The sequence below is a fragment of the Shigella sp. FC1567 genome (assembly GCF_001743015.1).
Classification (GTDB): domain Bacteria; phylum Pseudomonadota; class Gammaproteobacteria; order Enterobacterales; family Enterobacteriaceae; genus Escherichia; species Escherichia coli.
The window spans coordinates 13432-34035 of the sequence record NZ_MIIV01000166.1; the positions used below are offsets into that span (position 1 = coordinate 13432).

22 protein-coding genes and 1 pseudogene are annotated in these 20604 nt (G+C 35.0%); 10 read left to right on the top strand and 13 right to left on the bottom strand.

All coding sequences use genetic code 11. From position 1 onward, the window contains the following. Nucleotides 1–102 precede the first annotated feature (102 nt). From mxiM (BHE85_RS11460) to BHE85_RS11510, 11 genes are read right to left on the bottom strand one after another with little or no spacing between them, the layout of a single operon-like run. A complete protein-coding gene (mxiM, locus tag BHE85_RS11460) occupies nucleotides 103–531 on the bottom strand; it encodes a type III secretion system pilotin MxiM (protein ID WP_001346200.1) in 429 nt (142 codons plus the stop codon). Next, complete coding sequence (mxiM, locus tag BHE85_RS11465; RefSeq protein WP_039064403.1) at nucleotides 515–922, bottom strand: type III secretion system protein MxiM; 408 nt, start codon at nucleotides 920–922, stop codon at nucleotides 515–517. Before mxiM (BHE85_RS11465) ends, mxiM (BHE85_RS11460) begins: the two co-directional genes overlap by 17 nt. Beyond that, entirely contained in the window at nucleotides 915–1610 is a 696-nt protein-coding gene (mxiN, locus tag BHE85_RS11470) for an Mxi-Spa type III secretion system linker protein MxiN (protein ID WP_011310390.1), read from the bottom strand. The genes mxiM (BHE85_RS11465) and mxiN overlap by 8 nt, the downstream gene beginning before the upstream one ends. Next, a complete protein-coding gene (locus tag BHE85_RS11475) occupies nucleotides 1552–2079 on the bottom strand; it encodes a type III secretion apparatus protein OrgA/MxiK (RefSeq protein ID WP_000620628.1) in 528 nt (175 codons plus the stop codon). The genes mxiN and BHE85_RS11475 overlap by 59 nt, the downstream gene beginning before the upstream one ends. Next, complete coding sequence (gene mxiJ, locus BHE85_RS11480) at nucleotides 2076–2801, bottom strand: SctJ family type III secretion inner membrane ring lipoprotein Mxi (protein ID WP_039064402.1); 726 nt, start codon at nucleotides 2799–2801, stop codon at nucleotides 2076–2078. The genes BHE85_RS11475 and mxiJ overlap by 4 nt, the downstream gene beginning before the upstream one ends. A gap of 5 nt (nucleotides 2802–2806) precedes the next feature. Beyond that, nucleotides 2807–3100: a type III secretion system inner rod protein MxiI gene (gene mxiI, locus BHE85_RS11485; RefSeq protein ID WP_001106822.1), complete on the bottom strand. Its 294-nt coding sequence runs from the start codon at nucleotides 3098–3100 to the stop codon at nucleotides 2807–2809. A 12-nt stretch (nucleotides 3101–3112) separates the two neighbouring features. Then, nucleotides 3113–3364, bottom strand: coding sequence for a type III secretion system needle complex protein (locus BHE85_RS11490; RefSeq protein ID WP_039064401.1), 252 nt, complete (start codon nucleotides 3362–3364; stop codon nucleotides 3113–3115). A 7-nt stretch (nucleotides 3365–3371) separates the two neighbouring features. After that, nucleotides 3372–4487 carry a type III secretion system protein MxiG gene (mxiG, locus tag BHE85_RS11495; protein ID WP_001287351.1) on the bottom strand — a complete coding sequence of 372 codons (1116 nt, stop codon included), beginning with the start codon at nucleotides 4485–4487 and terminating at the stop codon, nucleotides 3372–3374. A gap of 8 nt (nucleotides 4488–4495) precedes the next feature. After that, on the bottom strand, nucleotides 4496–4954 hold the full coding sequence (gene ipgF, locus BHE85_RS11500) for a type III secretion system lytic transglycosylase IpgF (protein WP_000086106.1): 459 nt from the start codon (nucleotides 4952–4954) through the stop codon (nucleotides 4496–4498). Continuing rightward, nucleotides 4954–5316, bottom strand: a complete 363-nt coding sequence (ipgE, locus tag BHE85_RS11505) for a type III secretion system chaperone IpgE (protein ID WP_000389733.1) — start codon at nucleotides 5314–5316, stop codon at nucleotides 4954–4956. The genes ipgF and ipgE overlap by 1 nt, the downstream gene beginning before the upstream one ends. 9 nt (nucleotides 5317–5325) lie before the next feature. Next, nucleotides 5326–6942 carry a type III secretion system effector inositol phosphate phosphatase gene (locus tag BHE85_RS11510; RefSeq protein WP_000548331.1) on the bottom strand — a complete coding sequence of 539 codons (1617 nt, stop codon included), beginning with the start codon at nucleotides 6940–6942 and terminating at the stop codon, nucleotides 5326–5328. A 313-nt stretch (nucleotides 6943–7255) separates the two neighbouring features. Between BHE85_RS11510 and icsB the strand changes: the two genes are divergently transcribed. The 10 genes from icsB (at nucleotide 7256) to virB (ending at nucleotide 17513) form a co-directional block, all read left to right on the top strand. Beyond that, complete coding sequence (gene icsB / locus BHE85_RS11520) at nucleotides 7256–8740, top strand: type III secretion system effector IcsB (RefSeq protein ID WP_000601049.1); 1485 nt, start codon at nucleotides 7256–7258, stop codon at nucleotides 8738–8740. Nucleotides 8741–8752: 12 nt separating this feature from the next. Continuing rightward, nucleotides 8753–9142, top strand: a complete 390-nt coding sequence (gene ipgA, locus BHE85_RS11525; RefSeq protein ID WP_010921664.1) for a type III secretion system chaperone IpgA — start codon at nucleotides 8753–8755, stop codon at nucleotides 9140–9142. A gap of 15 nt (nucleotides 9143–9157) precedes the next feature. Next, complete coding sequence (gene ipgB1, locus BHE85_RS11530; protein ID WP_001166515.1) at nucleotides 9158–9784, top strand: type III secretion effector IpgB1; 627 nt, start codon at nucleotides 9158–9160, stop codon at nucleotides 9782–9784. Nucleotides 9785–9841: 57 nt separating this feature from the next. Then, nucleotides 9842–10309, top strand: a complete 468-nt coding sequence (ipgC, locus tag BHE85_RS11535) for a SycD/LcrH family type III secretion system chaperone IpgC (RefSeq protein WP_000055835.1) — start codon at nucleotides 9842–9844, stop codon at nucleotides 10307–10309. 5 nt (nucleotides 10310–10314) lie between these two features. Beyond that, nucleotides 10315–12057, top strand: a complete 1743-nt coding sequence (gene ipaB, locus BHE85_RS11540; protein ID WP_000552058.1) for a type III secretion system translocon subunit IpaB — start codon at nucleotides 10315–10317, stop codon at nucleotides 12055–12057. Further along, nucleotides 12020–13168, top strand: a complete 1149-nt coding sequence (gene ipaC, locus BHE85_RS11545; RefSeq protein WP_073692126.1) for a T3SS translocon subunit IpaC — start codon at nucleotides 12020–12022, stop codon at nucleotides 13166–13168. The genes ipaB and ipaC overlap by 38 nt, the downstream gene beginning before the upstream one ends. A gap of 50 nt (nucleotides 13169–13218) precedes the next feature. Further along, on the top strand, nucleotides 13219–14217 hold the full coding sequence (gene ipaD / locus BHE85_RS11550; protein ID WP_039064397.1) for a type III secretion system needle tip complex protein IpaD: 999 nt from the start codon (nucleotides 13219–13221) through the stop codon (nucleotides 14215–14217). Nucleotides 14218–14225: 8 nt separating this feature from the next. Further along, nucleotides 14226–16127 (top strand): T3SS effector invasin IpaA, encoded by a 1902-nt coding sequence (gene ipaA / locus BHE85_RS11555; RefSeq protein ID WP_039064396.1) that lies wholly within the window; start codon nucleotides 14226–14228, stop codon nucleotides 16125–16127. A gap of 3 nt (nucleotides 16128–16130) precedes the next feature. Beyond that, nucleotides 16131–16367 carry a phosphopantetheine-binding protein gene (locus BHE85_RS11560; protein ID WP_000588812.1) on the top strand — a complete coding sequence of 79 codons (237 nt, stop codon included), beginning with the start codon at nucleotides 16131–16133 and terminating at the stop codon, nucleotides 16365–16367. 216 nt (nucleotides 16368–16583) lie between these two features. Beyond that, nucleotides 16584–17513 (top strand): virulence regulon transcriptional activator VirB, encoded by a 930-nt coding sequence (virB, locus tag BHE85_RS11565; RefSeq protein ID WP_000227976.1) that lies wholly within the window; start codon nucleotides 16584–16586, stop codon nucleotides 17511–17513. Between the two features lie 945 nt (nucleotides 17514–18458). Here the strand turns inward: virB and ipaJ are convergent. Continuing rightward, the gene (gene ipaJ / locus BHE85_RS11570; protein ID WP_005059304.1) at nucleotides 18459–19238 is read right to left on the bottom strand and encodes a type III secretion system effector cysteine protease IpaJ; all 780 of its coding nucleotides are present in this window, start codon (nucleotides 19236–19238) and stop codon (nucleotides 18459–18461) included. Between the two features lie 196 nt (nucleotides 19239–19434). Next, nucleotides 19435–20245: pseudogene (locus BHE85_RS27450) on the bottom strand (transposase). Between the last annotated feature and the right edge of the window lie 359 nt (nucleotides 20246–20604).

The window sequence follows — 20604 nt, forward strand, 5'->3', positions numbered from 1 at the left end:
TCTTTATCTTTTACAAGCTCAACGTTAACTGGTTTATGTCCACTAGAGTAAATGTAAAACATATTACTTGTATTTAGACCTTTATATTTACTCACAATACAATTATATCCCTCGAATTAATTTTAATTTAACTTCCCCATCCTTCTCTATAAGGATGGTATCATTTATCTTATTACCTTTTAAAACAACCCCGTCTTTCAGCATAGAAAATAGTTTATCTATAGCTATCTTTTGTGCATCCATGAAGCACCCATCTACTTCCTTAACATTAAAGTTGCCCATGAATTTACCTGCATTAAAACTATAAACCGCCTTACCACTAATACATTTAGAGTAAACATTTATACTTTTATTGGTTGTATTAAACGACCATAATAAATCATTTGGAATAGAAAAATAATCCTTACTTACAGGAACAATATGCCATTCTTTTTCAGAATTAGATGATGACTTTAAAGCACACCCACTCAGTGTTAATAGCAATATACTTAAAATAAATATTTTCAACTTATTACTACCATGTCGAATCATCTGCCTCTCTCCCTGCATCAAAGACACTAATTAATGAATCGAAGGTTGTAGTCTTAATATAGAAATCAATATTGTTATATATGGACAATGATGCATAAAATCCCTCATGCAAATCGACATATTGATTTGCATCTATGAGTTTATTAAGAAGTGAACTTTTTTGTGCAGCTGTAAGATAAGGAAAACGTGAATTGAATAATTGTTCAATCTTATTGTGCAGTTCATCATTATCTATGGAATTTAATTCACTCTGTGAGAAATATTGCATTATTTCATAGATTATATTCTCATCAAATGATTGCGAAGATGATAATCTCTCATTTAAATTAACAAATTCTTCACTATTTAATCTTTGCTGCAGAGCATTGCTTGCATTTATTTGATTAATCATTAACAGGATTCTCTTTTAACAAGTCTTCTGCAATTTGTCTCAGTTTCTTATGTGCTAACTCTTTGAAATATTTTTTATCATTTTTTGTTAATTTTTCCGCAAGTTCTATTTTAACACCTGATATTACATCCTGAGGACTAAACTCCACTACTTGATTACCACTACAGAATATATAATTATTCCCTTCAGAATATTTTAAAATAATCTTGACATCTGAGCGATATTTATGGAGATCAAGTTCTAACTTTTTCCTCAGTGCTAAATTACACTTGGGCAAAACCACTTTTAATTCTGTTACTGTATTACGCAACGAACTAAGCCACTGCTCCAATAAAGTGCTAATGATCCTCTCATCATGTAAATTTTCTGAAAGCAAACTAGTTATATAGTCCTCAATATTTCTTCTGTTTTCATTTTGCTTTAACTTCCATTCACAAATATAGTCAATAATATGCTCAAAAGCAGTCTGTATACCAATTTGATAACCATCGCATACAGCATCTATACGCAGTGATTCAGCTTTTTTCGTAGCATCCTTTATAACACAAATTGCTTTCTTCTTACTCTCAGTGTCTCTATCTTTTATGGTTTTACATAATTCCTTTTCAATTCTCTTTATAACAACACCATCATAGGCATGATGTCTGGATACCGGTAAAGTGCCTTTTTGCATATTGCATACCTTCATTTAATCGGGACAAATTTCTTTCTACAGGCGTATAATTTCCCTCCAAAGCAATTGGATTAAATAATAAGTTTATTCTTTCATATATACCAACAGATATATTTTCCTTCCACTCAATAAGATGCCAAAAACCACTTCGAATAGCGGCCTCCCCTTGCTTACTGATTTTGCCCCCATAATAACTAATAACCATCTCACTATGATTAATTAACCGAGACTCTTGACTACCGATAAAATAAGCAACAGCTGGAAGTAAATTCCAGTTGGCAACAAACATAGCGGTTACCCCGCTTAAAGGTTCAATATCGCAATTTAGATCATATTTGTTAATTATGAGATTATTAATCTCACTTCTGATTACGCCATTTTCTAACAGTTCAGAAGGCAAATTCAACCGATTTCTATTTATATAGAACGCTGGATCAAAAATTATTGAAAGATATTTTTTATAAATTCCATCCATTCTTATCATATTTTGTTTCTCTTGAACCCCCCTGTTTTGAATGCCCATACCAAAAGAATGACAACTAGTACAGCCATCCCGAGAAATACATATATTACTTCATTTGTTAAAAATTCCGATTTAATTTCCTTAACAGGTTGTACATTTGTATAAACATATTCTTCTTTCGGAGTTAATATGACAGATATATTTTCATACTTAACATCAGAAAAGGTGTTTTTCAAAAATCGCTTAATATTACTAACTAATAGTTCAGACTCTTTCGGTGAGTCATATATAGCGATTACTGATATATGCATCGGTTTTGAAGATATATTTTTTTCTTCAAGATCATAGCTAACATGTATTTTTGCCGAAATAACACCACCAATAGAAACTAAAGACTGTTCCAGCCGTTGCTCAATAGCACTATATAAACGGGCCTTTTCAGCTCTTGGAGAAGACACTAATGAATCTGTAGGAAACATTTGTGAGATATCAACTCTCTCCGGATTTGGCAAATCGTACATGCGCATCAAATCAACTGCCGATGCAAATGTCCCCTTTTCGACTTGTACCGAGATCCCCTGTTTACCTCCATCAACTTTTCTAGCAGTAATATTATGGCGTTCTAGCACAGATATTATTTCATTTGCCTGTCTTTGAGATAAATTAGAAATTAACTCTTCACGTTGCTCACATCCAATCAACATCAGCAACAAGAATAAAATAAAACATTTATACCTAATCATATAAATTAAGACTTTAATAAAGTTTCAACAGCCGAAACTGTTTTTCTTGCTAACGTGCCAGCTAATGATACTCCTATTGAATAATTTGAGAGCGTCGTCTGTAACTTGGCCAAAGATTCTGGGTTTAATGATTCTGGATGGCTTACCATCTCCATTATTTGTGATACTTGAATATCTGTATCCATCTTAATATCACTATATTTAGCCGACACGACGTCTTCCAGGCTTGATATCTCTTGAGATTGAAAATCACTGGCTTTGATAATATCAACCTGATTGACTGGATAAATGTAATTCATGAATGCTCCCTATTATCTGAAGTTTTGAATAATTGCAGCATCAACATCCTTAATCACTTTCACAGTATTAGATTGCGCGTTCCTATATAATGTATATTCAGATAATTTACTTTGGTATTCAGCCAGCAACTGTGGATTCGAAGGATTTTCAGCTAATGCATTTAGTGCCAATGTTAGTTGCCCTTGTAATGTTTGAGTTCCATCATCAAAAGTTTCAGATAATGAACTCAGAGTCCAATCTTTATCCGGTACTGTAACACTCATTTTATCCTCACTTATTTTTATCTAAAAAAAACCAGTGTTTATCATTCAACATTACATAACTGTCTTTGCTGTTAAGATATGATTTACCTTTAAAATCATCATCTATCAAAAGTACAGAAAACTCAATATACTGATCTCCATATACATTTTTATGATCAGAAATCAGTCTATTAATGAGCTCAAGCTTTTCATCTGTCAGTTCTTCTCTGACAGAATATGTAACTTTATTAGTTTCACAAATCTCTTTATACTGGACATTTACCTTTGTGAAAATACCTTTAGCATCCTCCCTTGCATTATGATCGCTAAGATAGTTGAATTTAATATTTTTGATATACGGAAATTCAACTATCAGAGCATTTTTCAATTTCTCAAGTTCGGTATCTTTTGAACTATTTCTTTCTTTACTTAAAAATACCAGTAATTCCGCTTTATCACTCACTAAATTCAACACATACAAATTGATATATGGGAATCGTTGATTGATATATTGTTGAATTCTATTTATTTCTTTGTTGGACACCAGAATATATCTGCATTTGGTAAATCCGCTTTTATTTAAGGCTACAGATGCCCATACCGCATCATTTTGTGTTTCGGCAAGAATATAATTGCACTGTCCTGTGTTGACTATTCCATATCTCTTATCATCTATAATTTCAGCAATTTCTTTTACTTCATCTTTCTTTAAAGAGAGGGAAAAAATTATAATTAACACAACAATAACAGCAAAGAAAAAAAACACCGAGGGTTTATTATACATTCCGTTTAGTATATGAACTCTCGATTTATCCTCCATCATATTTTTAAGTTGAAAAGAAACTCCGTCATATTCAAATGAGTTAAATTGTGAATTGATATCAATTTGTTCACCTTTTTCATCACTAAATTGACAGATATTATCTTTACTTATGGCCAAATAAATTATACCATCCGATTTACTATCTGTTACTGGAATAATATTTTCTGGGAAATTATCGTTTCCAAACTCAAGTGTTTCTATCGTCCGTCCGAGAACAATTAAGTTATTCCCATAATATAACGGAAACTCATCCCCGACACCGTTTGTGAGTTTCACTAATAACCTGAATGGTGCAAGATTTGAGTTCTTTGCCTCAGACATAAATCCTCTTATATCCTTCGATTATTCTGCTTGCTCTCTGCTGCTATCCGCAAATAGCGTTTATAGATATCCTCTGCGTACTTTAATCTTTCTTTTTTCTTTTTCGGAGATGTTCCTGCATTATAGGCACCAACAGCCTCCCACCCTCTTCCATACATCAGCATAAACTCATTTAATAACTTTGCTGCATAATGTACAGAAAGACATGGATGACTAATTAGCATTTCCTCAGTATATCCCATTTCTCTAAGTCTTTTAGAATGAAAGTCATTTATTTGCATTATACCATAATCTTTACTTCCATTGTTATTAACATTGACTGCAAATTTATTAAATCCGGATTCTTTTTCCGCAATCGCTTTTAACAAACTCGATGGAATGTTGTACCTTTCACCAGCCTTATCCCAACAATCAGCTCTCCCTAAATATGGGATAAAACACAGAAAAATAAATACGAAACGGGACATTAATACCCCTTCATTCTTCGCGCAAATTCATCCTTCAGCCAACGCACACGCGAAATATAATATTCTGTATTAACATATATATCCTCGAATTCATTTATCCCGGTAAGATCTAATCGCGCAATTAGACTTCCACCTTCATCATCAGTAGCTAAACATATCTTTTCTGAGTAATTTAGGCTCAACGCATATATAAGATCATTTATATTTTCAGGCAATGCACAAAAAGGGCATAATAAATTTATTGAATCTCCTTCTTTTTCAATATATATTAACACATCATCATCAAGCATGATTGCTTGATCATCGGTATCAATTGAAGGGATACCCAAGGCTCGGCAAATAACATCTGCTAAATCTTCCATATATTCCTCTTATACAAATGACGAATACCCTTTCACCATATTCCATATTTTGGGGTCCCCTATTCTTTCAGCATAAGACAGCTCTAACGAAGATAGCGGTAATTTTTTCATAACTTTATTTCCAGGCACACCAGTATTCATCTCTTGGATTTCCATATTACCACTATTCATTAGAATAGTAGAAAATAATCTTTTCTCTTCTGAGGATAATTTACTATTTAATTGAGAAAACTGCCCTGTTTCATGTTTTCTTATTATTTCTCTTTTAATTTCAGCATCCTGCATACCTGTTCTGTCCTTCCCACTCTTACAATTCCAGCAAGGTACAGCACCTATAGTATAAGCCAATAGAGCCATTCTTTGTGACAATTTATACGGCTCTCCATTATCATTTTTTTGTAACTTCTTGTTTAGAATCTCTTTTATCTGGTTAGCCAGATATATCACATCATTCTTACATGGTGGATTTTTTTCTATAGCTTCTGCAGCCCAACCTCCAATCACACCATTTTTGAGGAAATTATCCCCCAACAAAGAACATATTGATTCACCATTAAGCTTGTCAACATTCCTCCAGCCTAAGCCCATTTTTAGCGCTAATTCATTTACACCAAAGTTAAATGTCACCACTTTTAGATTAACCTTTACTTCTTGCAGAAGACCATCACTATTCCGAATTAATAATTTCGTTGGTTCCCCCCTTTTAGAGTTTAACTCTTTTAATGCCTTTACCTGATCTTTTAACATACTCTCCTCTCCCCCAGTTAAACTGGTCGGCGTCAGAAGAGAAGTCGAAACAATCTTTAAATCTACTGTTTTACCAGACAAAGCCTGTGATAATAATTCTTGTCTGCTATATAATGCTGCGCTTGCTAACTCCTCAGCTTTATTACGAGCTGCAACAGCTCTTTCAGATGAGTTTTTTTTCAATCCATAGGCTGATATAACTCCATGTCTGATACCCGAAAAAATTTCCTTCCCCTCGTCATCCACCACTTTTGAAAGCCACATATTCGCAATATGCTTACTCTCTCTCGTAGAAGCACAACAAATTCCTTTTCCATTATACTCTTTGACAAATATATTTTTATTCCCTATCTTCATATGAGAGGCGGGTGTTAATTGAAAACCATAATTTTTCCCATTATAATTAATATTTTTGTTGATCGGTTCCCAATTCTTATTATTTAAATAATTAGTAAATATTTGTTTTATTTCCGATTGCAATTCCTTTTTATTTTTAATGCCTAGCTGTGCTCTTATCTCTTCACTTATTACTTTATTAAGCTCATTAATATTTCTTTTATCAACTTCACCAAGTTTATAGGTATCTAATTGTTCCATCATGGCTTTAATTTTTGACGTATCACCACCTGCCAACTTTATTGCCTCGTAAAAAACTGCAGCTCTGTCACGCGCAAACAAAAGGCCTTTCCCTGTTAAGCTTGTTTGGTTCTGTAAATATAATCGATTAAGCGCTTCGACCCCCTTATTTCTCTCTCCATTTTTAACTCTTTGATATGAAATCACGCTTACACCTTTTTGGTTTCCGGTTTCTTCTGCGCCTTTATAGGAATCTCCGCTTTGAAATGAAACCTGATGCAATCCCAAATTAGTTATGTGCATTTAATTATCCTCAGTCATAAATGGGGCATTGATTGCAGTTTTGTACCTCGTTTTACAACAAAAAAGATACTTATTCAACAGGGTTCTCTCTTTTTCTATAACACTCCGAGCCTGATATATCAGACACTTTAACTTGTGGGATTTCATGATGAAACCAGCACTACATATGCTCACGAGGTACATATTATGTACAGCAAAAGAAAATTTGATTATGTTAACAGGCTCAAGTTTCTAAATTTATTAATTGAATATATTATATATCAAATACATTTTACATCCCCACAATCACCACGTAATGGAGAGTTAATAAAGTATGATTCTCAAAATTAGCAATTTCATTGACGCAAGCAATACAAAAGGGCCTATACGCGTTGAAGATACAGAGCATGGACCTATATTGGTAGCACAGAAATTCAACCTAAAGGATCTCTTTTTCAGAACATTAAGCACTATTAATGCAAAGATAAATTCACAGATATTAAATGAACAACTAAAAAATTATCGACTAGCGAATCAAAAATCCTTATTGCTTTTCCTCAAGACATTAGCTAGCGAAAAATCTGCAGAAAGTGCGTTTGCCGCCTATGAAGCAGTCAAAAATTCAATTCAACATTCTTTTACAGGTAAAGACATCAAATTAATGTTGAATACCGCAGAGAGTTTTCATGGCATCGGTACAGCCAAAAATCTTGAAAGACATTTAGTGTTTCGTTGCTGGGGAAATAGAGGCATAACCCATTTAGGGCATACCAGTATCAGTATAAAAAACAATTTACTACAGGAACCAACTCATACCTATCTCAGCTGGTATCCCGGCGGGAATGTTACAAAAGATACAGAAATAAACTACCTTTTTGAAAAACGCTCAGGTTACAGTGTCGATACCTATAAACAAGACAAACTAAATATGATTTCAGACCAAACAGCCGAAAGACTTGATGCAGGCCAAGAGGTTAGAAACTTATTAAATTCAAAACAAGATCAAAATAACAACAAAAAAATATTTTTTCCCAGAGCTAATCAAAAAAAAGACCCCTATGGTTATTGGGGGGTCAGTGCTGATAAAGTATACATTCCATTATCAGGTGATAATAAAACAAAGGATGGTAAAATCAGCTATAACCTTTTTGGCCTTGATGAAACAAACATGTCAAAATTTATATGCCAAAAGAAAGCAGATGCTTTCAGACAATTGGCAAATTATAAATTAATCAGTAAATCTGAAAACTGTGCTGGTATGGCACTTAATGTTCTTAAAGCAGGAAATTCTGAAATATACTTTCCACTCCCTGACGTTAAATTGGTTGCTACACCTAACAATGTATACGCGTATGCAAATAAAGTTAGGCAACGCATTGAAAGTCTCAATCAGTCTTATAACGAGATAATGAAGTATATTGAATCTGATTTTGATCTTTCCAGATTGACTCAATTACGACGTAGCTATCTTAAAAGTTTCAATAAAATTAACCTTATCCACACCCCAAAAACATTCAAGCCTTTATCAATTTCACTTTACAAACATCCTACTGAAAATGTATCTTCAGAAGACTTTGATGCGGTCATCAACGCTTGCCACTCATACTTAGTAAAATCAGCACCCAGCAATATGTCTCGTGTATTAAACGAATTAAAAACCGGAGCAACAGATAAAAAAGAAGTAATTATCGAAAAGTCAATAAAAACTATTGATTATTACAATTCTCTTAAATCGCCAGATCTTGGAACCAAACTTTACATTCACGACTTATTACAGGTCAATAAGCTTTTATTGAATAACTCTCATTCTAATATATAGAAGGCCATAGAAATGTGTCGCAAACTATATGATAAACTTTATGAAATAACAGGTGCAAAGCTTGATTTTAACGATAAAAATCAAGCCTTTATATTGCTCGAAGAACAAATACCTGTTTGTATAACAGATAATGATGAATACATCTTTTTGACCGGACTTCTTAATGAACATGAACTTTTTACAGAAAATATTATTAATCCAGAACACATACTCATCCTTAACTACTCTTTGAGTAGAGATTATGGTTCTTCTATCTGTCTTCTCCCTGATACTCATCAATGTGTTTTGACCAAGAAACACTACAAAAAATATCTTTCACCTGATGAACTCATTGAATCTTTGTACGAATTTTTATTTTGTATTAAACTAACCATTGCAAACATCACTTCAGAAGTGAACTAACATATAGGGGGTATCATGCAAATTCTAAACAAAATACTTCCACAGGTTGAATTCGCGATTCCTCGCCCATCATTTGATTCGTTAAGTCACAATAAGCTTGTAAAGAAAATATTATCTGTTTTTAACTTAAAACAACGCTTTCCTCAGAAGAATTTTGGATGCCCGGTGAATATAAATAAAATCAGGGACAGCGTCATAGACAAAATAAAAGATAGTAATTCGGGGAATCAACTATTTTGTTGGATGAGCCAAGAGCGAACCTCTTATGTCTCTTCAATGATAAACAGAAGTATAGATGAAATGGCCATACACAATGGAGTTGTTTTGACCTCAGATAACAAAAAAAACATATTTGCAGCTATTGAAAAAAAATTCCCGGATATAAAACTTGATGAAAAATCAGCACAAACATCTATCAGTCATACAGCACTAAACGAGATTGCCTCATCTGGCCTCAGAGCAAAGATTTTAAAACGTTATAGCAGTGACATGGATTTGTTTAACACACAAATGAAGGATCTTACAAATCTAGTATCCAGTTCCGTCTACGATAAAATATTTAATGAATCAACAAAAGTTTTACAAATAGAAATAAGCGCAGAGGTTCTAAAGGCTGTATACCGTCAAAGCAATACAAATTAAATCTGTTTATATTAAATCTTATACTTATTAAAGTAATGCAGACAAAAAGGAGACCTTATGTCTTTAAATATCACTGAAAATGAAAGCATCTCTACTGCAGTAATTGATGCAATTAACTCTGGCGCTACACTGAAAGATATTAATGCAATTCCTGATGATATGATGGATGACATTTATTCATATGCTTATGACTTTTACAACAAAGGAAGAATAGAGGAAGCTGAAGTTTTCTTCAGATTTTTATGTATATACGACTTTTACAATGTAGACTACATTATGGGACTCGCAGCTATTTATCAGATAAAAGAACAGTTCCAACAAGCAGCAGACCTTTATGCTGTCGCTTTTGCATTAGGAAAAAATGACTATACACCGGTATTCCATACTGGACAATGCCAGCTTCGGTTGAAAGCCCCCTTGAAAGCCAAAGAGTGCTTCGAACTCGTAATTCAACACAGCAATGATGAAAAATTAAAAATAAAAGCACAATCATACTTAGACGCAATTCAGGATATCAAGGAGTAATTATTATGCATAATGTAAGCACCACAACCACTGGTTTGCCTCTTGCCAAAATATTGGCTTCCACTGAGCTTGGAGACAATACTATCCAGGCTGCAAATGATGCAGCTAACAAATTATTTTCTCTTACAATTGCTGATCTTGCTGCTAACAAAAATATTAATACAACTAATGCACACTCAACTTCGAATATATTAATCCCTGAACTTAAAGCACCAAAGTCATTAAATGCAAGTTCCCAACTAACGCTTTTAATTGGAAACCTTATTCAAATACTTGGTGAAAAATCTTTAACTGCATTAACAAATAAAATTACTGCCTGGAAGTCCCAACAACAGGCAAGACAGCAAAAAAACCTAGAATTCTCCGATAAAATTAATACTCTTCTATCTGAAACTGAAGGACTAACCAGAGACTATGAAAAACAAATTAATAAACTAAAAAACGCAGATTCTAAAATAAAAGACCTAGAAAATAAAATTAACCAAATTCAAACAAGATTATCCGAACTCGCCCCAGATTCACCAGAAAATAAAAAATTAAGACGGGAAGAAATACAACTCACTATCAAAAAAGACGCAGCAGTTAAAGACAGGACATTGATTGAGCAGAAAACTCTGTCAATTCATAGCAAACTTACAGATAAATCAATGCAACTCGAAAAAGAAATAGACTCTTTTTCTGCATTTTCAAACACAGCATCTGCTGAACAGCTATCAACCCAGCAGAAATCATTAACCGGACTTGCCAGTGTTACTCAATTGATGGCAACCTTTATTCAACTAGTTGGAAAAAATAATGAAGAATCTTTAAAAAATGATCTGGCTCTATTCCAGTCTCTCCAAGAATCAAGAAAAACTGAAATGGAGAGAAAATCTGATGAGTATGCTGCTGAAGTACGTAAAGCAGAAGAACTCAACAGAGTAATGGGTTGTGTTGGGAAAATACTTGGGGCACTTTTAACTATCGTTAGTGTTGTTGCAGCAGCTTTTTCTGGAGGAGCATCTCTAGCACTGGCAGCTGTTGGTTTAGCTCTTATGGTTACGGATGCTATAGTACAAGCAGCGACCGGCAATTCCTTCATGGAACAAGCCCTGAATCCGATCATGAAAGCAGTCATTGAACCCTTAATCAAACTCCTTTCAGATGCATTTACAAAAATGCTCGAAGGCTTGGGCGTCGACTCGAAAAAAGCCAAAATGATTGGCTCTATTCTGGGGGCAATCGCAGGCGCTCTTGTCTTGGTTGCAGCAGTCGTTCTCGTAGCCACTGTTGGTAAACAGGCAGCAGCAAAACTTGCAGAGAATATTGGCAAAATAATAGGTAAAACCCTCACAGACCTTATACCAAAGTTTCTCAAGAATTTTTCTTCTCAACTGGACGATTTAATCACTAATGCAGTTGCCAGATTAAATAAATTTCTTGGTGCAGCGGGTGATGAAGTAATATCCAAACAAATTATTTCCACCCATTTAAACCAAGCAGTTTTATTAGGAGAAAGTGTTAACTCTGCCACACAAGCGGGAGGAAATGTCGCTTCTGCTGTTTTCCAAAACAACGCGTCGAAAAATCTAGCAGACCTGACATTATCGAAATATCAAGTTGAACAACTGTCAAAATACATCGGTGACGCAATAGAAAAATTCGGCCAATTGCAGGAAGTAATTGCAGAGCTGTTAGCCTCAATGTCCAACTCTCAGGCTAATAGAACTGATGTTGCAAAAGCAATTTTGCAACAAACTACTGCTTGATACAAATAAGGAGAATGTTATGGAAATTCAAAACACAAAATCAGCCCCGATTTTATATACAGATATATCTACAAAACAAACTCAAAGTTCTTCCGAAACACAAAAATCACAAAATTATCAGCAGTTAGCAGCACATATTCCACTTAATGTCGGTAAAAATCCCGTATTAACAACTACATTAAATGATGATCAACTTTTAAAGTTATCAGAGCAGGTTCAGCATGATTCAGAAATCATTGCTCGCCTTACTGACAAAAAGATGAAAGATCTTTCAGAAATGAGTCACACAATTACCCCAGAGAACACCCTGGATATTTCCAGTCTTTCTTCTAATGCTGTTTCTTTAATTATTAGTGTAGCCGTTCTACTTTCTGCTCTCCGCACTGCAGAAACTAGATTGGGCTCTCAATTGTCATTGATTGCGTTCGATGCTACAAAATCAGCTGCAGAGAACATTGTTCGGCAAGGCCTAGCAGCCCTATCATCAAGCATTACTGGAGCGGTCACACAAGTAGGTATAACGGGTATCGGTGCCAAAAAAACGCATTCAGGGATTAGCGAACAAAAAGGAGCCTTAAGAAAGAACCTTGCCACTGCTCAATCTCTTGAAAAAGAGCTTGCAGGTTCTAAATTAGGGTTAAATAAACAAATAGATACAAATATCACCTCACCACAAACTAACTCTAGCACAAAAATTTTAGGTAAAAATAAACTGGCACCAGATAATATATCCCTGTCAACTGAACATAAAACTTCTCTTAGTTCTCCCGATATTTCTTTGCAGGATAAAATTGACACCCAGAGAAGAGCTTACGAGCTCAATACCCTTTCTGCTCAGCAAAAACAAAACATTGGCCGTGCAACAATGGAGACATCAGCCGTTGCTGGTAATATATCCACATCAGGAGGGCGTTATACATCTGCTCTTGAAGAAGAAGAACAACTAATCAGTCAGGCCAGCAGTAAACAAGCAGAGGAAGCATCCCAAGTATCTAAAGAAGCATCCCAAGCGACAAATCAATTAATACAAAAATTATTGAATATAATTGACAACATCAACCAATCAAGGAATTCTACAGCCAGTCAGATTGCTGGTAACATTCGAGCTTAATATATCCAAGAGCCATAATAATATATGGCTCTTCCTATAAGGAAATAACCATGAATATAACAACTCTGACTAATAGTATTTCCACCTCATCATTCAGCCCAAACAATACCAACGGTTCATCAACCGAAACAGTTAATTCTGATATAAAAACAACGACCAGTTCTCATCCTGTAAGTTCCCTTACTATGCTCAACGACACCCTTCATAATATCAGAACAACAAATCAGGCATTAAAGAAAGATCTCTCACAAAAAACGTTGACTAAAACATCGCTAGAAGAAATAGCATTACATTCATCTCAGATTAGCATGGATGTAAACAAATCCGCTCAACTATTGGATATTCTTTCCAAGAAAGAATATCCAATTAATAAAGACGCAAGAGAATTATTACATTCAGCCCCGAAAGAAGCCGAGCTTGATGGATATGAAATGATATCTCACAGAGAACTGTGGGATAAAATTGCAAAGTCAATCAATAATATTAATGAACAGTATCTGAAAGTATATGAACATGCCGTTAGTTCATATACTCAAATGTATCAAGATTTTAGCGCTGTTCTTTCCAGTCTTGCCGGCTGGATCTCTCCCGGAGGTAACGACGGAAACTCCGTGAAATTACAAGTCAAATCGCTTAAAGACGAATTGACAAAGCTCAAGGAAAAATATAAAGATAAACCGCTATATCCAGCAAATAATACTGTTAGTAAGGAACAAGCAAATAAATGGCTTACAGAATTAGGTGGAACAATCGGCAAGGTATCTGAAAAAAACGGGGGATATGTTGTCAATATAAACATGACCCCAATAGACAATATGTTAAAAAGCTTAAATAATCTAGGTGGAAATGGCGAGGTTGTGCTAGATAATGCAAAATATCAGGCATGGAATGCCGGATTCTCTGCCGAAGATGAAACAATGAAAAATAATCTTCAAACTTTAGTTCAAAAATACAGTAATGCCAATAGTATTTTTGATAATTTAGTAAAGGTTTTGAGTAGTACAATAAGCTCATGTACAGATACAGATAAACTTTTTCTCCATTTCTGAGGTGCGCCATGCATAATGTAAATAATACTCAAGCGCCAACATTCTTATATAAGGCAACTTCACCATCATCAACAGAATACAGCGAGTTAAAAAGCAAAATATCCGATATCCATAGTTCGCAAACTTCTCTAAAAACACCAGCATCAGTGTCTGAAAAAGAAAACTTTGCAACGTCTTTTAATCAGAAATGTCTTGATTTTTTATTTTCTTCCTCAGGGAAAGAAGATGTGTTAAGAAGCATTTATTCCAACTCAATGAATGCGTATGCCAAAAGCGAGATTCTCGAATTTTCAAATGTTTTGTACTCCTTAGTACATCAAAATGATCTTAATTTTGAAAACGAAAAGGGACTTCAAAAAATTGTCGCACAGTATTCGGAACTAATTATAAAAGATAAATTATCCCAAGATTCTGCCTTTGGACCATGGTCGGCAAAGAATAAGAAACTCCATCAATTACGACAAAACATTGAGCACAGACTTGCACTATTAGCACAACAACACACATCTGGTGAAGCTTTATCATTGGGACAAAAACTCCTCAATACTGAAGTATCATCATTTATCAAGAATAATATTCTTGCTGAATTAAAGTTAAGTAATGAAACTGTTTCATCTCTCAAACTAGATGATTTAGTTGACGCACAGGCAAAACTTGCCTTTGATAGTTTGCGCAATCAACGTAAAAATACTATTGATAGTAAAGGATTTGGTATAGGTAAACTGTCAAGAGACTTAAATACAGTAGCCGTGTTTCCTGAGCTGTTGAGAAAAGTCCTTAATGATATTTTAGAAGATATAAAAGATTCGCATCCTATCCAAGATGGCCTCCCTACACCTCCCGAAGATATGCCAGATGGCGGACCAACCCCCGGAGCCAATGAGAAAACATCCCAACCTGTAATTCACTATCATATAAATAATGATAATAGAACTTACGATAATAGAGTTTTTGACAACAGAGTATATGACAATAGCTATCACGAGAACCCAGAAAATGATGCACAGTCTCCTACTTCTCAGACAAACGATCTATTATCCCGTAACGGAAACTCATTACTAAATCCACAAAGAGCACTAGTTCAAAAAGTAACTTCCGTTCTACCACACTCTATATCAGATACTGTCCAGACATTTGCAAATAATTCAGCTTTAGAAAAGGTTTTCAACCATACTCCAGATAATTCGGATGGAATAGGTTCAGACCTGTTAACTACGAGTAGTCAAGAAAGATCTACAAATAACTCTCTTTCTCGGGGACACAGGCCTCTGAACATACAGAACTCTTCAACCACCCCCCCTCTCCACCCGGAAGGAGTGACAAGCAGTAATGATAACTCATCAGATACAACTAAAAGTAGCGCTTCTCTTTCTCATAGAGTAGCTTCGCAAATCAATAAATTCAACTCAAACACTGATTCAAAAGTACTTCAGACTGATTTTTTATCAAGAAATGGAGACACATATTTAACACGGGAAACGATATTTGAAGCTTCAAAAAAAGTAACAAACTCCCTAAGTAATCTTATATCTCTCATTGGAACTAAATCAGGAACACAAGAACGAGAGTTACAGGAAAAATCAAAGGACATTACAAAATCCACAACAGAACACAGAATAAACAACAAATTAAAAGTTACAGATGCAAATACAATAAACTACGTAACAGAAACCAACGCAGATACAATTGATAAAAATCATGCGATCTATGAAAAGGCAAAAGAAGTATCTAGCGCCCTCAGCAAGGTATTGTCAAAAATTGACGATACCTCTGCAGAATTACTTACAGATGATATATCTGATTTAAAAAATAACAATGATATTACAGCTGAAAACAATAATATATATAAAGCAGCAAAAGATGTAACCACTTCCCTATCAAAAGTATTAAAGAATATCAATAAGGATTAAAATATGATAAAAGAAAAAATATTATCAATAGTGGCCTTTTGCTATGGTATAGCGTACAGCAAACTATCTGAAGAAACTAAATTTATTGAAGATCTTTCTGCCGATTCTCTTTCTCTGATTGAAATGCTGGATATGATTAGTTTTGAGTTCAATCTACGTATAGATGAATCTGCATTAGAACACATTATTACTATTGGAGATCTTATTTCTGTAGTCAAAAATAGTACAAAATCAATATAGTAATTGATAAGCATTTTTTCATCTATGGAGCTCTCACATCAGAGCTCCACAAGAATATTATTCTTTTATCCAATAAAGATAAATTGCATCAATCCAGCTATTAAAATAGTAATTTTTAAGACTACCGTTGACTATCATCAACAGTTACATACAATCTTGCTCACACTGCATTTAACTTTTGTCAATATAAATCAATATGAATAAACAGGGTGTGATATGGTGGATTTGTGCAACGACTTGTTAAGTATAAAGGAAGGCCAAAAGAAAGAGTTTACACTCCATTCTGGTAATAAAGTTTCCTTTATCAAAGCCAAGATTCCTCATAAAAGGATCCAAGATTTAACCTTCGTCAACCAAAAAACGAATGTACGCGATCAAGAATCCCTAACAGAAGAATCATTAGCCGATATCATAAAAACTATAAAGCTACAACAATTCTTCCCTGTAATAGGAAGGGAGATTGATGGTAGAATTGAAATTCTGGATGGCACTCGTAGAAGAGCATCTGCAATATATGCAGGAGCAGATCTTGAAGTTCTATATTCAAAAGAATATATATCTACTCTTGATGCCAGAAAACTAGCAAACGATATACAAACAGCAAAAGAGCATAGCATCCGAGAACTTGGTATTGGTCTTAATTTTCTGAAAGTATCAGGGATGTCCTATAAAGACATAGCCAAAAAAGAGAATCTGTCTCGCGCGAAAGTCACTCGTGCCTTTCAGGCAGCAAGCGTTCCACAGGAAATAATATCTCTATTTCCAATCGCGTCAGAACTTAACTTTAATGACTACAAGATATTATTCAATTATTATAAAGGACTTGAAAAGGCTAATGAATCTCTTAGTTCTACACTACCAATATTAAAGGAAGAAATAAAAGACCTTGATACAAATTTGCCCCCGGACATATATAAAAAAGAAATTTTAAACATCATAAAGAAAAGCAAAAACAGAAAGCAAAACCCTTCGCTAAAAGTTGACTCGTTATTTATTTCTAAAGACAAACGGACTTACATAAAAAGAAAAGAGAATAAAACAAACAGAACTCTAATATTTACATTATCTAAAATAAACAAAACAGTTCAGAGAGAAATAGATGAAGCTATTCGAGATATAATTTCTCGCCATCTATCGTCTTCATAAACATCGAACACTGATGTAAACTGCCCAATTCAGATAATAAAAATCTTCGTTGAACTTGACTTTCAGCCGGTGGGGTAATTCCGTCGGCTATCTGTTATTCAATCCCCACGCACTGTGTTTCCTTAAAATTACGGTGAAAACTCATACCCTGCTGACCACGAGAACATTATCTGGTGAAATTAGTAATATTCATATCATTGAAAATGAATTGTGCAACTAAGGGATGCGGCATGATGGTCAAAATTTTATGTGAAGATGAGTGACTGGCCGAAAATATTCAGCGTATTTTTAATCGTTTCAATAAAAACAGCGAGGATTAGCAGTCAACGCTTTTACTACTCAATTTTTTTACATGGTGATAAACAAAAAATCCACCATTAACAGACTTCGTTCACAGTATCAAAAAAGCTTTAAGAATATATTAGCAGATTTCTCAAATATAATTACTGTTTTATTCTCCTAATCTTCCCATAAAATGACCGACTTACATTATTTTATAATTATAAACAAGTTTGATTTTAAAATCATATTAATTATTAACAAGAGATTTATTTTTCTAACCCCAAAAGTTATGCTTAGTCAAAGAGTAACTTATAATATCCATACCCCTCATAGGGCTTACAATTTAAATTGCGGGTATAAAATACATCTATTTTCAAATAAAATAAAGCATACTCCAATTACAACGAGTGATTAAAATAAAAATATCATCCAAGTCAATCACTGTTTGCTCTGCAAAATATGTCAGCCTTCTCAAACTTACCAGCACTTAAATATTTAAGCACACAATCATTCCTTGAGGGAGTTCACTTATTTCAAGAGAAACATTTCATCTTCCCACACAACTAATCCGCCCAATATAGCTAAATTTGTACTCAGTAATATCATTTGTTATGCCCCCCGCCCCAAAATATTCAAGCTCCTTCACAGATAAAAAACGACAATTTACAAAGCCTCATTAGTTATAACTATGGAAATACCTATTTTAGTATATCCTATAAAGTTAGAATTACTTCTTCTTGCACCTAATTCCATAGTTGAAAAACAAGAATAATTTTCTCCTACAGCTGGATCCATATAGCTTCCATCAGGTCTACACAACACCCAGTGGAGGCCGACAGGAACTCCAATAAAGGATACAGCAACAGCTTCCAAAACTCTTTGGTTAGAAGATAACACATCTCGTTGATGTACTATATTACATCCCATGCCAATTAATAAGTCCCTTGCATCGGGATAAATAAAACTAATTACTTGCGAAAAAATGTTACTTTCTTCAACGACATAAGCATTCAATCCAAGAAGCCTCGTAGCCATGACTATCTTATCAGGCATAGAATAACCGGCATCCGCGATATTATCTTTGTGTATTCTCGGATTATAATTACCACTAGTTATTAAGTATAAATCCCGCTCACAACGATTATCCAAATCAAGAGAACTCTTCCTTGTCATTTCGGACATAGACCCTTTGTATTGTGGTATTTTATCAACCCCTAATTCCTTTGCAGCACAGAGTAAACTGGCAGCTCCACAAGAATTGTCATACATCTGCTTCCTCGCCAAAAAACAACCTTGTTCGTTTACTCTATTCTCATTTACCCTCACATCAGTCTGATGAGATATCATATATTCTCTTGGTATAGCCCCCTGCAATAAAACCCCATATAACATAACACCTGTATGAATACATCCCCGTTTGCAAGGCTTCCGTTGTTCCGACATCGACGAGTAATTGCAGCACAGTATTGCATCCAGCAATGCGAACTACTATGAGAATTAGCTGACCGGGTCCTTATTCCCCGAACGAACTTTAAATCCAAAACCTCATACTCTTTTCCGTCGTCATCACGTCCGTCACCATAACAACCTTTCAGCATCCACCCTTTTATTAAGAGTTAATGTCCATCAGCATCAGCAATTAATACCGCCTGATACTGACATATTTTTGTCGTATTTACGTCCATAATCGGTTATTGTGATACAGGTCACACCAGCTTATTTGCTATTGTTACAATAACCACCTTGGTTGAGAGCTGTTTTTTCAACTTTGTTATCAACTCCCCCAACTCCTTGGTCAGTAAGGCTGCCGACCGAGCACAGTGAATAGATAGTATCCGCAGGTACCACCATGATTACTTAATACTCAGAAGGCGAAGTGCTCTCCAATTAACTCTGCCGCACTATGCTTATAAGCTGCTTTTCAATGCCGTCTATCAACATGTCCAGTTCATTCAATCTGTTGTACTGGTAATCCAACGCAGTAATGATATATGCAGGTATTCTTTCATCCACTCCAGTAACGTTTCATGCAAAGCATTAATTTACGCGCTACGGAACTTCACCAGTTGACTGAGCAAACAATGTGGGACCAGTACTGCCTGCAGTTCTTCTATTGTTACAGCGATTTCTTTACCAAACAGCTGAACCACCATCAAGATAAAGATAGCCTGAACATTCATCGCACCATTTTGTTACCAATGGCAAAAGATTTAACGAACCGTGCCTGCATCAGGCGGACTTTTTATCCCTGCTTTGTTAGCTCCCTAACCTTGTACAGAGAGCCTCCATAAGCTCCCATATCAAGCAGACATGGTTCTGCAGTTACTGACATACACCAGAAAACTCTGACAGCAGACTCACTTATCCTCCACTTCACTCATATCCTTATTGGTGAGATGAACCTGAATGACATGTTTTGCGACATAAACGCCAACCAGTGTATATTTCACCTGTAGAGATTCTACAATCTGTAGCGTTATGCATCTAATGTTAGGCTCTATGATGTCAGAAATCTGCGAGACTCTACACCTTCTGCATTTACCTTTATTTATCACCATGCTCCTCAGTTAACGGAGAACGTGTTCATTGCATTTTGTCACTTACATTTCGCCTTTGGTATCGGGGGGATATAGGTTCCAACGTTCCGCATGAGAACCTGAACCGGCTTCACGCCACCTTGATACCAGATGCCGCACAGGCAGTCAACAAGTGTCACGAACGGTGCAATAGTGATCCACACCCAACGCCTGAAATCAGATCCAGGGGGTAATCTGCTCTCCTGATTCAGGAGAGCTTATGGTCACTTTTG

Bases quoted from the DNA above. Each gene is read 5' to 3' on its own strand.
- mxiM (WP_001346200.1), bottom strand. From the start codon at position 531: ATGATTCGACATGGTAGTAATAAGTTGAAAATATTTATTTTAAGTATA.
- mxiM (WP_039064403.1), bottom strand. From the start codon at position 922: ATGATTAATCAAATAAATGCAAGCAATGCTCTGCAGCAAAGATTAAAT.
- mxiN (WP_011310390.1), bottom strand. From the start codon at position 1,610: ATGAAGGTATGCAATATGCAAAAAGGCACTTTACCGGTATCCAGACAT.
- BHE85_RS11475 (WP_000620628.1), bottom strand. From the start codon at position 2,079: ATGATAAGAATGGATGGAATTTATAAAAAATATCTTTCAATAATTTTT.
- mxiJ (WP_039064402.1), bottom strand. From the start codon at position 2,801: ATGATTAGGTATAAATGTTTTATTTTATTCTTGTTGCTGATGTTGATT.
- mxiI (WP_001106822.1), bottom strand. From the start codon at position 3,100: ATGAATTACATTTATCCAGTCAATCAGGTTGATATTATCAAAGCCAGT.
- BHE85_RS11490 (WP_039064401.1), bottom strand. From the start codon at position 3,364: ATGAGTGTTACAGTACCGGATAAAGATTGGACTCTGAGTTCATTATCT.
- mxiG (WP_001287351.1), bottom strand. From the start codon at position 4,487: ATGTCTGAGGCAAAGAACTCAAATCTTGCACCATTCAGGTTATTAGTG.
- ipgF (WP_000086106.1), bottom strand. From the start codon at position 4,954: ATGTCCCGTTTCGTATTTATTTTTCTGTGTTTTATCCCATATTTAGGG.
- ipgE (WP_000389733.1), bottom strand. From the start codon at position 5,316: ATGGAAGATTTAGCAGATGTTATTTGCCGAGCCTTGGGTATCCCTTCA.
- BHE85_RS11510 (WP_000548331.1), bottom strand. From the start codon at position 6,942: ATGCACATAACTAATTTGGGATTGCATCAGGTTTCATTTCAAAGCGGA.
- icsB (WP_000601049.1), top strand. From the start codon at position 7,256: ATGATTCTCAAAATTAGCAATTTCATTGACGCAAGCAATACAAAAGGG.
- ipgA (WP_010921664.1), top strand. From the start codon at position 8,753: ATGTGTCGCAAACTATATGATAAACTTTATGAAATAACAGGTGCAAAG.
- ipgB1 (WP_001166515.1), top strand. From the start codon at position 9,158: ATGCAAATTCTAAACAAAATACTTCCACAGGTTGAATTCGCGATTCCT.
- ipgC (WP_000055835.1), top strand. From the start codon at position 9,842: ATGTCTTTAAATATCACTGAAAATGAAAGCATCTCTACTGCAGTAATT.
- ipaB (WP_000552058.1), top strand. From the start codon at position 10,315: ATGCATAATGTAAGCACCACAACCACTGGTTTGCCTCTTGCCAAAATA.
- ipaC (WP_073692126.1), top strand. From the start codon at position 12,020: ATGTTGCAAAAGCAATTTTGCAACAAACTACTGCTTGATACAAATAAG.
- ipaD (WP_039064397.1), top strand. From the start codon at position 13,219: ATGAATATAACAACTCTGACTAATAGTATTTCCACCTCATCATTCAGC.
- ipaA (WP_039064396.1), top strand. From the start codon at position 14,226: ATGCATAATGTAAATAATACTCAAGCGCCAACATTCTTATATAAGGCA.
- BHE85_RS11560 (WP_000588812.1), top strand. From the start codon at position 16,131: ATGATAAAAGAAAAAATATTATCAATAGTGGCCTTTTGCTATGGTATA.
- virB (WP_000227976.1), top strand. From the start codon at position 16,584: ATGGTGGATTTGTGCAACGACTTGTTAAGTATAAAGGAAGGCCAAAAG.
- ipaJ (WP_005059304.1), bottom strand. From the start codon at position 19,238: ATGTCGGAACAACGGAAGCCTTGCAAACGGGGATGTATTCATACAGGT.